Below are 15,000 nucleotides of genomic sequence, written 5' to 3'. Positions count from 1 at the left end.
ATGACTGATCCCATCGACAAGATCACGCTCGAAGGCGGCAAGTACACCGTCGAGCTCGGCGTAAAGAACGGCCGCTTCTCCTTCACCGCGCTTCGCCACGGCGAGCCCTGGAGAGACATGTCTTCCGACGGCGACAACCTCATGCTGGCCATGTTCCAGAAGATTCGAGAGCAGAAGGAACAGATCGCCAAGCTCGAGCGAGGCGTACAGGCGCCGCTTCAGCGCACATTGCGCCGCTGGGACGTCGAAGACGGCTCCACCGAGCCTGTGGAGGCCGAGCCCACTTACACGATGACCATGGACGCAGATCGAGGGCTGCTCGAGATTCGTCCAGCCGGCCTGAACGACGAGCAGCTCGACGGCGTTCCTCAGCTGCTCGTCATGGTCGAGATCATGAAGGGGCTCCCTCGCCTTCTCGTTCACACAGACATCCTTGGCGGCGAGGTGGAAGCCCAGTTCGTCTCGCTTCCTGACGGTCGCCTTGTGGACCGGCTCTACGCAACGCCTGACATCCAGGCGATTGGGGAGCAGATCCGCTCGCGCGCCGCGGCCCCATCCGAATTCCCCGAGTCCAACCAGGCGCCCCGCGTCTGACCGCAGTTTCCCCATCAGCAACACGGCACCACTAGAGCCATTCACCAAAGGCGTAAGCATCATGACGAACCCAGCAACTCCAACCGCCAACGTGGCACCTGTCCGCCGCTTCTTCGGATTCGGCGTCCCACGTCCGAGCGCGGCAGTCCCGCTAGCCTCGGCTCCCGCAGCGGCTGTTGCCGAGCCGGTCGCGACCAACAATGCCCCCCCCGTTCAGGAAGCAGCCTCCGCCGCACAGGTAGCCCATGGCGCAGCTGGTGCAGAAGGTCAAGCGATCGCCGCCGCGACCGAAGATGTCACGATCATGTTGCCGACCGGCGGCCGCTCGGGCCAGGTGTTCGGCGGCGTCTTCGGGCGGATGGAAGGCGACAAGTTCCGCACCGACCCGCTGCTCAAGTCCATCTACTTGCTCGAGCTGATCGACGGCGCTGTGCCGGCCGGTGGTCGCGATGACGAACGCGGCGAGATGCTGGAGCAGATGGGCGGCATGCCGGAGACGGTCACGGTCTCGGTGCCTGCCGAACTGGCCGCTTCCTTCAAGGCGACGCTCGCCAACCTGAGCGGAGCTCGCTGGCAGCAGCTCTACGGCCAGGCCGGTGCCAATGTCAATTCGATGGTCAAGTTCGCGCTCGACAACGAAGCGCGTGTGGCGCGCGAAACCGTCGCGCAGATCGCGCGCACCGGCGGTGAAGTGTTCAGCGTGCAGGTGGCCGAGCCGAAGGAACTGCGCTTCATGATGGTCGACGGAGACGACTACGACGACTACGACCGCGAGCTCTCGGGCGTTCCACAGACCGTCGCAGGATCGCCTGTGGTGACCGCAGTGGCCGGCGAGGTGACTGATGCAGCGCTGGGTCAGGAAACCCTCGCGAGCGCCTGTGGCGGGCCCCAGGAAGGCGACACGCTGACCTACACGCATATCGAGCTCTTCACGGTCCTGGCGGACAGCGCCGAAAACGCGGTCAAGGTGCAGGCGTTGGTGCCGGCCCAGCTCATGACCCGCACTGCGATGAGCGCCAGCGACGTGATGGTGAACGGCCAGCCGTTCGTCATGTCCGCCGCGCTGCTGGAAGACGAAAGCGCGACCGCCGACGTCCCGCGCTGAGGCGACGCAACTCGGTGCGATCGCCCAGGGTCGAAGCGTAGGAGCTCGCCCATCGTCCGGTCTGAGACCTTATGTTTTCAGGCGCGTGCCGAGTAATTCCCGCGAATGCAAAAGTAGCTGAAAACCTTGCGGAGAATCCGCGCCTCGATGGACAATAGTGCGCAAGGAGGGCCCTTCGGGGCCCCCTTAGGAGCGATGCAAGGGTCTCGGCGTCTCGCGCGTGCGGATGAGCTGGACCCGCCAGCACACGACCTGGAGTGGCTTCGGCCCTGGGGCTCGGTGCGTCACGGAGTAGTTGTGCGCCTGCTGTCAGGCGAGCCAGGAGAAAAGGGCAAAAAAAAAGCGAGCACCGGATAAATCCAGAATGCTCGCTGCAGGTGACCAAGTCACCGATCCAGACTGAAAGTGAAATCGAAGAGCGGGAAAAAAGCGCTTCGAACACCAACTCCAAACCGTTGCCTCGGTACCGAGGAAGATGCCTTAAGGCGGTCTCTCAGTACCAGACAGCGGTGCGGATAGGATAAGGAAGAAGTCTCTACCTAACAACGCGCCACCACCAGAGTGTGAAAAACACCAAAGGGCTTAACTTGGCGCAATTATGGTAGAGACTTCGACAAAGTGTCAACGCGACTCCCGCTCTACGGCGACTTTTTCCGTCCGGATCGGCTCTCGATGAGTCATCTGTGGCGGCATCCTCGGCGACTTAGGTCAGACTTAGGCCAGACTTCTACCAAGTAGTAGAAAGGTTCAGCTGAGCTGACTTTCCCCCGATGACCTCCACGTGTGAGGGATTCGGAGCAAGTCGATCGCAGGGTGCGGGCTCGGCCCGGCATTCTCGAAAAAATGGCCTTCAGGGCCACCGGCGCTCGCTCATTTGCGTGCGAGCAGTGCAAGAAAACGGTGTTCTATTTGAGGATGAGGCGCATGAGGCGCCGGGTCTTTCATCCTCGCTGCGTCACCTCCAGATGGGCGGCGTGCAGGAGTCATCATCGTGTCTTGGCATCTTGGGCATGAGCGATCTCCAGCTGGCTTCTGCTGGCTATACGGTGTACTTCAACCTGGATCCGAACGCCAAGAAGCGTCAGATGATCTGTCATGCATCCATGCACCCCGAGGTGGTCGCCGGAGCAGAGAAATCGCGCCTGAAAGACTTCTACTCAGCGGCCGCACTCTTCAAGAGCAAGGCCTCGCGCCAGATTGGGAACGTAAAGTCACTTCAACTGTGTTGGGTTGACCTGGACTGCTACAACAAGGGCATCGTACCGACGGACGAGTTCGTTCAGAAATTGGTCGACCGGGCAGTCTTCTCCGGGATCCCCCAGCCGAGTCACATTGTTCACTCGGGGCGTGGGCTCTACATCAAATGGCTCCTCGACGCTCCCGTTCCCGACAGCCACTTGAAGGTGTGGAACGAGGTGCAGCTGAAGCTGAACCAACTTTACCTAGATGTAGGCGCCGACATTGCTGCGAGGGACGCAGCGCGCGTTCTGCGGGTCGTGAACACGATGAACGGGAAGGTACTACCCGGAGAGGGCGGCGACCAAAGTGGCCTCGTGCGCGTGACCTGGCAGGGTGGCCAACGCTGCTCGTTCGAAAGTTTGGTGAGGGCGGTGAGCCTTCTCGACGACCAAACCGCCATGGACATCAAGAAGGCAGGCGCGAAATTCGCTCACCAGGTCGGGACGGCTGGGGCGCTGCTCGACTTCAGCCTTCCCGAGTCGGCGCTCGGCGACATCGGCCTTCTTGCGCAGTATGAGCTCTTGCGGCAACCCCGATTCGACCTCGAAGCAAGGTGCAAAGCCGAGGGCAAGGGCAACGGCTTCTCGACGCAGACGTTGGGCTGGAGCCGCTTTCTTGACATTCGGGACGTGATGGAAAGACGCATCGGGGCTACGGGTAGGAGCGGGATCCCGGAGGGTTCAAGAGAGTTGTGCCTCATGTGGATGGTGAACTCCCTCGCCCAATCAGGCGTCGTCAATTCGAGCAATGTTCAGGCGGAGATCAATTGCCTGCTGCGGGCCTTTGACGGGGTCGGGTTTCCGGGCAAGCATGGGTTCGAGCATCCGATGAAATCGGGGGCGCTGAACACCTTGATCGAGCGAATCAAGGCTAGCGAGGCGGGCCACCGTGTCCGTTTTGCTGGAGGGCTTTGGGATCCGAAGTACACGCCATCAAACGATTACCTGATCAACCTGTTCGGGATCACGCGTGAAGAGATGCCACTACTGCGCACCCTTATCGACCAGGACGAGAAGCAGGCCCGGGCGGACCGAAAGGTAGAGGGCCGGGCCGAACGTCGCGAAGTGCGCAAGTCGTGGAATGCAGAGGCGCTTCGGATGCGCGACGCGCAGGTCGCGGCCCGCAAGGCCGGGGACGAAGAGGCGGTCCCTGAGGAGAAGGTCTGTGCCACGATTGCGAAGGCGCTGGAACTTGCTCCTCGCGCCGTTCGGGAGTTCTTCCGCAGGCATGACGATGCGACAGCGCTCAAGGAAGCGCGGAAAGTGGGGAAAGCACCACCGCGGGCCTACAGGAAAGCAGCTGACCTCAGCCCTGACGAGCTCGACGAGCGGAACCGGCGAAACGCGAAGCGCAAGCACGCGCGACTGGTCGCGGGAATACGCAAGAACGGATACACGGGCGACGGAACCCCCGAGGACGTTCAGGCCTGGTTCGATGCGAAGAAGGCCGACTTCCAAGCCGAAATGGCCCGAAGTGCCGCTGCCGCGGCTGAGGAAGCCCGAGCGAAGCAGCAGGAAGGGGTGCGCAACATGAATGCGCAACTGGAGCGCCTGATGCGAATGGTCAGGGAAGGCGCGGGTGTGCCCGATGTTCTCGACCAGCTCCCAGTTGGCGCCTTCGAGTCCGAATCGCCACCGGCGGCCGTGTCTTCCAGGCCAGCTGCCATGGATCCCGACCACTCCAGTGGTGGTGGTGGTGGCGACGATCTGCCCATATCGCCGGAAGCTGCCGCAATGGCCGAAACAATATTCCGCGAAATAATCGCGCGGCGGGACAATCCGACAAACAAGGATTCTCCGCCGATCATGACCATGTTACCCGCTTCGCCATCGAGCTCTGTCCAACCGGCCGTTGCTGCCAGTAAGACGTCTTCCAAGCGTGCGCTGCTGGATAAGGCTCGCAAGGCCCAGGTCAAGGGGGCGTTGCCGGCGCCGGCGAGCGCAAACGATCCTTTGATCGGCAGCCCTGCCTCGGCAGCCGCCGAAGCCAATCCCCCTGGCGAGGCTCACATCGCCAGGAGCGTGATCCCCCCGGATCTGCTCGAGTCCTGGGAAGGAAACCCCGCGGACGAGCCCGATCGGCCCGGTATGCCGGATCTCGATGATGGCTACTTGGATTCCTTCGCGGACGGGGATTCGGCACCGGCTGGGCAACCGGCGCCGGCCGGACCAGCGCCCATCGTGTCCCCACCCGTCGCCGCCTCGCGGCCGCCGCCGGTTCTGGCGTTCGCTCGCGGGACGAAGCCCGGATCTCCAGCCGCGGCGCGAGGGTTCGGCTTCAACCGCCCAGCATCGTCTCCTGCACCAGGCGCGCCAGCCCGAACGGCGGCGGGGGCACCTGCAGCTTTTGCGCGCAAGCCAATCGTCGCGCCGTCGAGGCCTTTGGGGTTTGGCGCACCAGCGCGCCTCTCAACCGACCAGGCGCGAGTCAATGGCCAGTCCCAGGACTTCGCCAAGCTCTTCGACGAGCCGCAGTACAGCGAGGACGGCGTGCCGGCCACTTACCCGGCCGCGAGTGTATGGCCCAACAAAGATCTGCCCGCTGGCAGCCGCTACAAGCCGGAGGAATGGGCCCACGCGCGTGAGCCCGACGCAGAACTCCCGGCAGGGCACGTGGTCGTCGAGTTGCAGGTGGGCAATCCCGTCAGCTCCGCGCTGATCAAAGTGCCGCGCAAGGCAGCTCCCGAGTCGAACGAGAAGCCGGCGGCGCGAACGATCGTGGTCAATGGGAAGGTGGTCAAGCAGGAGCCGCATCGAGGCATTGACGACCCGATGGCCGATGCAATCGCCGACACGATCGTCGTCTCGAGGAAGGCGCCCATCGCTGCGGAAGTGCGGGGCGCTGTGGAGGGCGGTATCGAGATCTCGCACGGTGGGGTGAGCTCGTACTTCCGAATCATCCGCCCGCGCAGCCACTACTCGGATCCGGAAAAGTTCATCTACATCAACTCGAAGCTGCGTATGACCGGCTCGCTGAGCGACGCAGGCGCGCGGATGGCTCCCAAGGAGCCAGAGACGCTTGCGCACAATACCGTGGAGCAGGGCCAGCACGAGCAGCACGAGCAGCACGAGCAGCACGAGCAGCGCGAGCAGCAAGGCGTCGATCACCTGGACGACAGCCTGGTGGAAGAGACGAGCGAGCCGATGGAACGCATCGGCATGTAGCCGCGAGGTCACCCGGTCTGGTGCTGCTTGGGTGCGATATTGCACCGTTGCCTTGCGCGATTCGCGTCGCGACTGCTATGTTGAATGCATCACCCAGATCGGCACGCAGCTGTCCGCTCAAGCATTTCACCCATCACGCAGGCGACCTCATGGAGAAGACCCACGCAACCGTAGCTGCCCGCTTGGCCAAGGCCATCGCTGACGCCGAGACGAGCGCCCGCGCCGACGCCGTCGAGTGGCTGCGTGAGGATGCCAGCTCGGCGCGAGAGCACGATCCAAAGGCAGGCATCCATGCGAACCGCGCCCTGGCCGATCTACTCGATGTGATTGCTGATTGCCTCGGGGAGCCCGGATCGCAAACGGAGTCTTTCCCCGATCCTGCCGTGGTGTCGAAGGAAGATCTCGAGATCCTGAGCCACGTCGAAGACGTGGTGCGTGGCAGCGGCTTCGCCGAGAAGGCCGATCGCCTGGCGTACCTGCACGGAGTGCTGACGCGCGTAGCCCAGGGCCGAGAGGCCTCGCACTATCGTGAGTCCTACGAGCGCGCCGTGCAGCGCCTGGTGCTCATGCGCCAGTTGATTCCCGTGGAGGCCCTTCGCGCATTCGAGGTGGAGTGGCGCACGCGCAAGCGGGAGCCTCTCGCGAGCGCGGCGAAGCTGGATCTTCCAGACGCTGTTCGCGGGGAGCTGCGCCAGATGGCGGAGCACTGCGGCGCGGTGAGCTACTCGCCGCCGCCGATGCGTGCGGTGCGCGGCGTCAGCCTCACTTTCGAGCAGCTGGAGGCCCTGGCTGTGCTGATCTCGGGAGCGGTGTGGCCTGTGCCGGGTGGAGAGTCGCGATGAGCAAGGATCTGAACGCCTGGCTCAAAGCAGGGCGTCACCTGCCGACCGAGATGCGTGATTTCCACGACCAGAAGTCCCTGTTCGCTGCAATGCACGCGCTGCAGGATGACGGCGCAACGCGGCCGAAGAGCGCTGTGGATCAGCTGTACGAGGTCTCGCCCGTGGTGGGGCATGTCTACGTCGTTGACCGATTTCTCTGGTTCATGGCGCGCCGGGGATGGACGCTGCAGCGCAGCCGAGCAGATATGCCGTTCTCGGACCTCTCCACTGACGTGCAGACCGTGGCCGCCGAGCGCCGTGCTCAGTTTGGAGAGCTGATCGCCCCAGGAGGCTCTCGTGGCGCATAGCACCGAGTCGCTCGCGCCGTCGAGCACACGCCGGCATGCCAAGTCTAGAAAGTAGAAGATGAACGCTCGAACAAAGAACGCAGATACCACGGAGCGAGACAATCCCTGGCGAGACCTGGTCTGGACGCTGGCGGCCGAACTCAACTGCCTGCCAAGCGCTGCCGCAAGTGGCAATGATCACCTGATTGCAGCTGCGCGCAGGCTCGCCGATGGTGCGCCGGCGTTCCGAAGGCCACTCTCCGATGAGCAGATCCTGCAATGCGAGGCCTTCGCCTCGAGGTCGGCTCGCACCACGCGCGACCTCACGGTTCGGACGGTCCGCCTTGCGTCTGTCGTCGAGTCCACGCCGATGACCGTTGCAGCGGCTGCACGCTCGCTGGGCAAGCGCTATCTCGTCCGCAAGTCGAGGGCTGGTTGCGCCAGTGACCCGGAGCCGACGACCTGGATGGAGCGCTTCCGCGAGGCGATGGCAGTGATGTGCGGCGGCAAGATGCCTCCCCTGGACATGTGCGAACAGTGGGTGCGCAACGAGCAGGTCAACGGGGTCGATCTGCTCCAAGAGTGGGTCATCGACCACGCGGCGGTTGCGGTGAGCTGGCACACAGGCATTGGCACCATCGAGGCCGCCCAGGTATGGGCTGACACCCCGGAGGAGGGCGTCGGGCACGAGTACCGCGAGGACGCCTATCCGCGAGTCGACGATGAGTCTGAGGACGCGACCCAGGAGCGGCAGGCATGAAGGCGGACGAGATTGTGGCGAACGCGACCGAGTTCTACGTGGCCAACTTGAGCCACACGAACAAAGAGAACCGATACATCTCCTTCTGGAGGCCTGATGACAAGGGTTACGCTTGGCCGCTGCCTTGGGCAGGACGGTACGCACGCGCCAGGATCCTTGCAGAGCTCGACTACTACAACAGTGGCGAAAACATCGCGGTGCCCTGCGAGATCGTCGAGCAGCTCGCGGTCACACCTGCTCCGGGCTTGATCGATGGCAACGTCGGGCCGGTAGTCCCCAGCAACGCCGAGTGCTGGGACGTGCTCATCGCCTACAAAATCGCCGAAACCAAGTACGAGCCGAAGCCGGTGTTCCGGAAGGCGCCGCGCAAGCGCAAACCGCAGGCCCGTAGGCATCCTTGCTACGGGCTTGGCGATTCCGCCAGGTAGCCCATGGGGTCCACCGCCTTCCCCTGGCGGCGAAGTTCGAAGTGGAGCATCACACGGTCAGCGTCAGTGCTCCCCATGCGGGCAACCAACTGCCCACGTTTCACCGTCTGGCCCGCTTTTACGAGCAGCTCGCTGTTGTGCGCGTAGGCGCTCACGAAGGTGGCGTCGTGCTTGATCAACAGCAGGCGGCCGTACCCGCGCAGGCCATTGCCGGAATAGACCACCTTCCCACCGCGTGCGGCGTAGACCGGATCGCCCTCGACACCGCCGAAGTCGACACCCTTGCTGCGCTGCCCATCGAAGCGCGCCAGCACCGCGCCCTTCGCAGGGCGCAGGAATGTCCGCTCAGCGCCCGGCGCCGCGGCTGCCGCAACCGGCGCGGGTTGCTGACTCTGCGGCATTGATGCCCGCGGCCGATGCGCAGGGTGACTTGCCTGCTTCGACGAGGGCATTCCTGAGGAGGGCTTGGACGGCTTGGCGACCCGAGCCGCTGGCTTGCTCTCCGGCTTATTCATCGCTTCGGACTGGTGGCTGGCGGACGCCGGTGAACGCGGGGTCGCCGCATTTGGAGGCGTAGGTGGCGCGGCGCAAGCGACGGCGAGTGCTGCGCACACGCCGAAGACGAGTGGACGCAGGGACCAGCGGATCGCTGCCTCGAGCCATCCGCCAGAAGCCGGGTGCCAAGGTGGCAAGGGAATCAGGGCATGCGGCTTCACTTTAATGCTACTCACTATCTTCCAAACAACATTGCGCATTTTCGCACCGTGTCGCTATGCTGGTACGAAACGAACATAGCGCACAGATGAGTAGTACCAAAGAGATAAACATGAAGCCGATCCGGCCCATCACCATAGGCCAGGTCTGGGCGCCCGCTGACCCGAGGCTCCCCGAGGCTCCGCACGTCGAGGTGATGGCGATCGGCGAGCCCCGCAGGCATCTGTTCCCGCGCAACCGCGTCGCCGTCGTGCACGACATCTCGATCAGGAACGTGGCCACGGGCCGCACGTCGAAGGCTCGCAGCGATCGCTTCAACGGCAGGAAGGACGGCTACGTCTTCGTGCGGGAAGCCTTGGCATGAGCGAGCTGCCGCGATTCCCCCGTGTCTTGAGCAAGCGAGACGGCATGCCCTCGGGCGCCGTCTACGTCGGGCGGCCGGGTCGCTTCGGCAATCCGTTCGTGATCGGCCGGCATGGCGACCGCGCCGCTGTGGTTGCCCGTTTCGAGGCCTGGCTCCTGACGAACCCCGAGCTGGTCGATGCGGCAAAGGCGGAGCTGCGCGGCAAGGACCTGGTGTGCTGGTGCGCTCCAGAAGCGTGCCACGCCGACGTCCTCCTGCGGATCGCCAACGTCTAGCGCGCGATTCCTCATCCACTCTCTTCGCCCGGGCGCCAGCGCGGGCGCCTTAGTTTCCCTTAAACCCATTCCCTTCCCCATGAACTTCTCCAACGCGACCATCTATCGGATCACCGTCGATCCGGCCCTGCACACCGTCGACATGCTCGATGAGGCTTTGCAGAAGCTCGCCTTCATTCCCTGTGGTCCGACGCAGGAGTCGTCTTTTGGCTGGGTGCCCCCGCGCGGCGAGGAGCATGGGCCGATGCTGGAGTCCGTGGCCGGCCAGTGGCTCGCCAAGTTCATGACCGAGACGCGCTCGGTGCCGGCGTCCGCCGTGAAACGCAGGGTCGACGAGCGATGCAAGCAGATCGAGCAGGCCACTGGCCGCAAGCCCGGGAAGAAGGAGAAGAAGGAATTGAAGGAGGACGTGCTCCACGAAATGCTGCCGCTCGCCTTCACCAAGATCGGCACTATCTCCGTCTGGATCGACCCGGCCAAGGGCCTGATGGTGCTCGACACCGCCAGCGCCTCCCGCGGCGACGATGTCGTCACGGCGCTGGTGAAGTCCGTGGAGGGATTCGCCTTTACCCTGCTGAACACGCAGACGGAACCTTCGGCCGCCATGGCCATGTGGCTGTCTGAGCAGGAGCCGCCGCAGGGCTTCACGGTTGATCGCGAGGTGGAGCTGCGCGCGACCGACGAGTCGAAAGCGGTGGTGCGTTATGCGAAGCACGCCCTGGACATCGATGAGGTGCGCGGGCACATTGCGGCCGGCAAACGCCCAACTCGTCTGGCGCTCACCTGGAACGACCGCGTGTCGCTCGAGCTCACTGAAGGCTTCGCGCTGCGCAAGATCAAATTCCTGGAGGGCGTGGACGAGAAAACCGGACCGACGGCGGACGACTTCGACGCGGACATCGCGATCGCTACGGGCGAGCTTTCGGGCCTCATCGCTGACCTGGTCGACGCGCTTGGCGGCGAAATGGCCCTGGTCACCGCTGCTGGTGCTGGTGGCGGCGACGTAGCAACCAACTCTGTCGCTACTGCCGAGGCAGCGGACAACGACGATCTGTACGACACGGCAGTGCGCGTCGTCCGCGAACAGCAAAAAGCGAGCGTCTCCCTCATCCAGCGACACCTGAAGATCGGCTACAACCGGGCCGCCAGGCTGCTTGAGGCGATGGAAGCTCGCCAGCTGGTTTCACCGATGGCGGCAGACGGCTCGCGTGAGATCCTGAAGGCGGCCTGAGCCGGTGTCGAGCCCGCTCATTCTCATGCCCTGCTCGGGAACGAAGTTGGCTCACTCGGCGCCAGCGAGGGACCTTTACCAAGGGGTCATGTGGCAGTCGCTGCGGGCGAACGAGCCCGACGGTCGGCTGCCGCACATCGTGGTCCTCTCCGCGCTGCACGGGTTTGTTGCAGCCAATAAGGTGATTGAGCCGTACGACAAGTTCATGACGCCTGTGCGCGCTCGCGAGCTGGAATTCGACCTCGAGCAGTTCATAGAGTCGGTGGAATGGCCGCAGGACGCCACCCGCATCTTGATCGCAGGCGGTGGGCTCTACCGCTACCTCATGCGCCGGATGGTCGGCGAGCTGATTCGAGCTGGAACGTTGGCGCGAAACCTGGAGATCTCCGAGGTCACCGGTGGAATTGGCCTCCAGCGCTCGCAGGTGGGCAAATTCGCGCGCGACCCGTCCTCTCTGCCGGTGGTCCATGCGGGCTACCACCCCAACGGCACGCCCCTCCTGCGCGAAGCCTGGGGCCTGCGCGTCGGCGACCGCGTTCGCACGACCGGCATGTTCGCCGCCACCAAGACCGGTCCTCGCTTCGGCCGGGTGGAGGAGCTTTTCATGGGGCCCTCCGGTCCGACCGCAAGCGTCGAGTTCGAAGATGACCGCCCGCCGCTGGCGAACGGGAAGCCTCGCGTTCCGCGCCCGAGCCAAGGTGCTTGGGTGGGCGTCAGCATGCTCGCACGTGCCCGTGAAAAGCTGGCGGCCAGCGCGCCGCGGGCTCTCGATCCGGAAAGTTCCTGCAAGCCGATCGCGGAGTTGGCTCTGCTGGACAACTTCGAAGGCGAGGCTGACGAGGTGATGGGTTCGCTGTGCCCTCACGAGGACGCAGAGGACCAGGCCGAGCGCCCTGGGATGCGTTGACCATCGCACCCTGGCTCGACACGAGCGAGAGCGTTCGTGATGCTCTGCGCATGTGCACCGTGCGATTGCTTGTCGCCGTGCGGATGCGGGTGCAGAATCCGCTCCCAGCAATGGCAATTGTTGGCCGCAAGGCCTGTCGACGAAGGGCGCGAGCGCTGAGATGCAGGAACGCACCGGCGACTCGCCCGCCCGCTGAACGGCTTGGCCTCGAGCCAGACGCCGGGCCCCCCGACTTCTGCCTAACCACCCGCGCAATCATCGCGCAGCTGACGCTCGGAACATCTGAGTTGGCAAGGTAATCCGTTGCCGCTGCCCTTGCGGAACCGCGGTCTGTGCCGATATCCTTCTACGGAAGAATGAAGAACAGGCCGCCTCCTGCGGCTCGCCCATGGCCTCCACCCCGACCTTTCTGTCTCGCCTCAAGCTTTCCGACCCGGACCTGGCGCTCCTGTGCGTGCCGGCCGCGTATGTCGACTGCACGAGCTCGATCTCGGATCTGGACGAGGCTGACCAGTCGGGCAAGACCTCCCACCTGCTGAGCCTGGTAGTGACCGATCGCGTCATGGCGGTGAACAAGGACAAGTCACCCGCGTCCTGGGGCGGCCGCGTCATCACGTCCATGGCGGAACTGCAGGAGAAGCAGTACCCGTTCTGGAAGAACATCGGTCGCCTGCAGATCGAGGTCGCGGACGACACGGGCCGTATCGCCTACCTGAATTCCTTCGCTCCCTGGGGCTGGCGATCCACGCAGATTGGCTCGAAGGTCCATTTCCTCGGCACCGTGAAGCGCTTCGGCGACAAGCTCTATGTCGAGCCCGGCGCGGAGCAGCCGCACAGCGCAGCCATCGGCGGGATCTGGGCGCGCTACCTGGGCATGCCGGGCCGCGTCACCGGCGAGGCGGTCACTGGCGCGGTCCACGCGGTGCTGGACAAGGAAGCTGCCTACCTGAAGTGCGAGCGCCACATCGTCGCCGCGATGCAGCTGGACGAGGCGGGCGTGCTCGCGTGCGTGCAGTACGACCTGGCCGATCTCGCCAAGGGCGTGCCGGTCTTCTCTAGCCTGCGTGAACTGCTGGTCGCCCTGCACCGGCCCGGGTCGGTTGGCGCCGGCGAGAGGGCGCTCCAGCTCGCTCAGCGTATCGACGCGGCGTCGATCCGAACCGCCGCCCGCACCCAGAGCAAGCGGCAGCCGCATCGTGACGCGCCACTCATCGTGCCGGATCAGCAGGTGCTCGCCTTGGCCGCCAAGCAGGCCGAGACCCTGACGGACGATCAGCGCAATGCCATTCTGGGCATCGCGAGCGCGCTGCGATCGCCGGTGCCCATGAATGGCCTCATCCCGGGCGACGTCGGTACCGGCAAGACGCTCACCTTCCTGCTGCCCGCCATCGTGGCCCACCAGAACGGCGCGAGCGTCGTCATCATGGCGCCCACCATCATCCTGGCCAACCAGATCGCCAAGCAGATCGTGCGGCGCTTCGCCGGCGAGATCCGCGGTGTGGAGCGTGTCGAGGCTGGAAAGAAGATCCGCAACAAGGACCACATCCTGGTCGGTACCAGTGGGCTCACGAGCGCCTGTTCGAAGGCGGGCATCGTGCCCAACGTGCTGGTGATGGACGAGCAGCACAAGCTTTCGGTGCAGACGCGCGGCGCGCTCGTCGGCCCGGCAACGCACGTCATCGAGGCGACCGCGACGCCCATTCCGCGCTCCCTCGCGACCGTATTCTTCGACGGCATGCAGGTGTTCACGCTGCGCCAGGCGCCGGTGGAGCGCTTCATCACCAGCCACATCGTCGACGTGAGGAGCCGCGGCGCCGTGACCCGGGCGATCCGGGAGACGATCGCAGCCGGGCGGCGCGTGCTGGTCGTCTACCCGCGCGTGGACAGCGCAGAGATCACCAGGAAGGCCAAGGTCTCGAAGGAGGGCACTCAGCTCGATCTGCGGGCGGCCACGGAAGACACCACCCGCACGGCGCAGGGCGTCGTCGCCGCGGCGGCGACCTTCGAGCAGGCCTTCCCCGGCAAGGTCGTGGCGCTGCACGGCTTGCTTTCCGATGACGAGAAGGATGCTGCGATCCAGCAGATCACGAGCCTGGAGAAGCCGCTCGCGGTGGCCTCGGTGGTTGTGGAGACGGGCATCGACATTCCCGACATCGGCCTGGTCGTCATCCGCGATGCGGACCGGCTCGGGCTGTCCCAGCTCCACCAGCTGCGCGGGCGCCTGGTGCGCAACGGCGGCGCGGCCGACTTCTTCATGATGGTCGAGTCGATCGATACGCTGGAAGACGCGGCCCTCGAGCGGCTCATGGCCTGCAAGCTGACCACCAACGGGTTCCGCCTGGCCGAGATCGACATGAAGCAGCGCGGCTTCGGCTCCTACGTGGATGACAGCCAGACCGGTTCCTCACAGGGCGTGTTCAGGCTGACCAAAATCGCTCCGGCGGATTTCCTGGGCATCGCTACTGCGACCGCGGCGGCAGGTGAGCCCGGCGCTGCTGACGTCGAGGATGCGAACGAGGCGGATGCGCTGATGCGCCGGGTTCGCAAGGAAGTCGAGAAGCTGCGCCAGGCGGTGGCCGCCGGCGAGAGCCCGGTGAGCCCGGCGGGCCCGGTCGTACGAGACCTGCCGGCCCTGCAGGAGAAGCTCCCCACGCCTCCAGGATCCTTCAGGCCGCGACCCCCGGCTGCTGCGCCGATTTCGCGGCGAGCTGAGCCTACGCTCCAGGTGCGCCCGGCGCCAGCAGCACCAACGGGGCACCAGCAGCTGGGATTCCGCCTGCTGCCGGTCCGCCCGGAGATGCGTGTGCCGGCGAACCTCGCGCCTTTCGTGGGCCGGTTCCCAACGCCCGCGAGTCGCGCACCCGTTGCACCTCCCCCTTTGCCGCCTGGCGCGATGGAGCGCATCAAGGCGGGATTCGACTTCACTTCCGCCGAGCCGCTGCATGCTCCCGCCGCAAAGGCCGATCCGGCAGCTGTCCCTGGCTTTCCACCGCGGCGCGCATTCCCTCCCAGGGGCTGACCCGCTTGTCCACCCGCTTGGCACACGCCGGG

At 64.9% G+C, this 15,000-nt stretch carries 13 protein-coding genes; 12 read left to right on the top strand and 1 reads right to left on the bottom strand.

Features of this window, described 5'->3' with window-relative positions:
• The 7 genes from APY03_RS38225 (at nt 1) to APY03_RS38195 (ending at nt 8,458) form a co-directional block, all read left to right on the top strand.
• The gene (locus APY03_RS38225) at nt 1–594 is read left to right on the top strand and encodes a hypothetical protein (protein WP_068685826.1); all 594 of its coding nucleotides are present in this window, start codon (nt 1–3) and stop codon (nt 592–594) included.
• A 304-nt stretch (nt 595–898) separates the two neighbouring features.
• On the top strand, nt 899–1,699 hold the full coding sequence (locus tag APY03_RS38220; protein ID WP_068685824.1) for a hypothetical protein: 801 nt from the start codon (nt 899–901) through the stop codon (nt 1,697–1,699).
• 1,010 nt (nt 1,700–2,709) lie between these two features.
• Nucleotides 2,710–6,102: a hypothetical protein gene (locus tag APY03_RS38215; protein ID WP_068685822.1), complete on the top strand. Its 3,393-nt coding sequence runs from the start codon at nt 2,710–2,712 to the stop codon at nt 6,100–6,102.
• A gap of 149 nt (nt 6,103–6,251) precedes the next feature.
• The gene (locus tag APY03_RS38210; protein ID WP_068685820.1) at nt 6,252–6,944 is read left to right on the top strand and encodes a hypothetical protein; all 693 of its coding nucleotides are present in this window, start codon (nt 6,252–6,254) and stop codon (nt 6,942–6,944) included.
• Nucleotides 6,941–7,291 (top strand): hypothetical protein, encoded by a 351-nt coding sequence (locus APY03_RS38205; protein WP_068685818.1) that lies wholly within the window; start codon nt 6,941–6,943, stop codon nt 7,289–7,291. Before APY03_RS38210 ends, APY03_RS38205 begins: the two co-directional genes overlap by 4 nt.
• Nucleotides 7,292–7,349: 58 nt before the next feature.
• Nucleotides 7,350–8,030, top strand: coding sequence for a hypothetical protein (locus APY03_RS43045; protein WP_068685816.1), 681 nt, complete (start codon nt 7,350–7,352; stop codon nt 8,028–8,030).
• Nucleotides 8,027–8,458: a hypothetical protein gene (locus APY03_RS38195; RefSeq protein ID WP_068685814.1), complete on the top strand. Its 432-nt coding sequence runs from the start codon at nt 8,027–8,029 to the stop codon at nt 8,456–8,458. Before APY03_RS43045 ends, APY03_RS38195 begins: the two co-directional genes overlap by 4 nt.
• Here APY03_RS38195 and APY03_RS45160 read toward each other — a convergent pair.
• Entirely contained in the window at nt 8,431–8,859 is a 429-nt protein-coding gene (locus APY03_RS45160; protein ID WP_068685812.1) for a M23 family metallopeptidase, read from the bottom strand. The two genes, APY03_RS38195 and APY03_RS45160, sit on opposite strands and share 28 nt — an antisense overlap.
• Nucleotides 8,860–9,284: 425 nt before the next feature.
• Between APY03_RS45160 and APY03_RS38185 the strand changes: the two genes are divergently transcribed.
• From APY03_RS38185 to APY03_RS38165, 5 genes are all read left to right on the top strand, one after another.
• Nucleotides 9,285–9,536 carry a hypothetical protein gene (locus APY03_RS38185; RefSeq protein ID WP_068685810.1) on the top strand — a complete coding sequence of 84 codons (252 nt, stop codon included), beginning with the start codon at nt 9,285–9,287 and terminating at the stop codon, nt 9,534–9,536.
• On the top strand, nt 9,533–9,811 hold the full coding sequence (locus APY03_RS38180; protein ID WP_068685809.1) for a DUF4326 domain-containing protein: 279 nt from the start codon (nt 9,533–9,535) through the stop codon (nt 9,809–9,811). The genes APY03_RS38185 and APY03_RS38180 overlap by 4 nt, the downstream gene beginning before the upstream one ends.
• A gap of 79 nt (nt 9,812–9,890) precedes the next feature.
• Complete coding sequence (gene rdgC / locus APY03_RS38175; protein ID WP_083944900.1) at nt 9,891–11,042, top strand: recombination-associated protein RdgC; 1,152 nt, start codon at nt 9,891–9,893, stop codon at nt 11,040–11,042.
• A 25-nt stretch (nt 11,043–11,067) separates the two neighbouring features.
• Complete coding sequence (locus tag APY03_RS38170; protein ID WP_332112737.1) at nt 11,068–11,949, top strand: DUF6884 domain-containing protein; 882 nt, start codon at nt 11,068–11,070, stop codon at nt 11,947–11,949.
• Between the two features lie 388 nt (nt 11,950–12,337).
• Nucleotides 12,338–14,968: a DEAD/DEAH box helicase gene (locus APY03_RS38165; RefSeq protein ID WP_068685804.1), complete on the top strand. Its 2,631-nt coding sequence runs from the start codon at nt 12,338–12,340 to the stop codon at nt 14,966–14,968.
• Nucleotides 14,969–15,000 lie beyond the last annotated feature (32 nt).

Origin of the sequence: Variovorax sp. WDL1, assembly GCF_001541225.1 — a bacterium.
Classification (GTDB): Bacteria; Pseudomonadota; Gammaproteobacteria; order Burkholderiales; family Burkholderiaceae_C; genus Variovorax.
This window is presented reverse-complemented; position numbering and strand designations above follow the sequence as displayed.

Bases quoted from the DNA above. Each gene is read 5' to 3' on its own strand.
- APY03_RS38225 (WP_068685826.1), top strand. From the start codon at position 1: ATGACTGATCCCATCGACAAGATCACGCTCGAAGGCGGCAAGTACACC.
- APY03_RS38220 (WP_068685824.1), top strand. From the start codon at position 899: ATGTTGCCGACCGGCGGCCGCTCGGGCCAGGTGTTCGGCGGCGTCTTC.
- APY03_RS38215 (WP_068685822.1), top strand. From the start codon at position 2,710: ATGAGCGATCTCCAGCTGGCTTCTGCTGGCTATACGGTGTACTTCAAC.
- APY03_RS38210 (WP_068685820.1), top strand. From the start codon at position 6,252: ATGGAGAAGACCCACGCAACCGTAGCTGCCCGCTTGGCCAAGGCCATC.
- APY03_RS38205 (WP_068685818.1), top strand. From the start codon at position 6,941: ATGAGCAAGGATCTGAACGCCTGGCTCAAAGCAGGGCGTCACCTGCCG.
- APY03_RS43045 (WP_068685816.1), top strand. From the start codon at position 7,350: ATGAACGCTCGAACAAAGAACGCAGATACCACGGAGCGAGACAATCCC.
- APY03_RS38195 (WP_068685814.1), top strand. From the start codon at position 8,027: ATGAAGGCGGACGAGATTGTGGCGAACGCGACCGAGTTCTACGTGGCC.
- APY03_RS45160 (WP_068685812.1), bottom strand. From the start codon at position 8,859: ATGCCGCAGAGTCAGCAACCCGCGCCGGTTGCGGCAGCCGCGGCGCCG.
- APY03_RS38185 (WP_068685810.1), top strand. From the start codon at position 9,285: ATGAAGCCGATCCGGCCCATCACCATAGGCCAGGTCTGGGCGCCCGCT.
- APY03_RS38180 (WP_068685809.1), top strand. From the start codon at position 9,533: ATGAGCGAGCTGCCGCGATTCCCCCGTGTCTTGAGCAAGCGAGACGGC.
- rdgC (WP_083944900.1), top strand. From the start codon at position 9,891: ATGAACTTCTCCAACGCGACCATCTATCGGATCACCGTCGATCCGGCC.
- APY03_RS38170 (WP_332112737.1), top strand. From the start codon at position 11,068: ATGCCCTGCTCGGGAACGAAGTTGGCTCACTCGGCGCCAGCGAGGGAC.
- APY03_RS38165 (WP_068685804.1), top strand. From the start codon at position 12,338: ATGGCCTCCACCCCGACCTTTCTGTCTCGCCTCAAGCTTTCCGACCCG.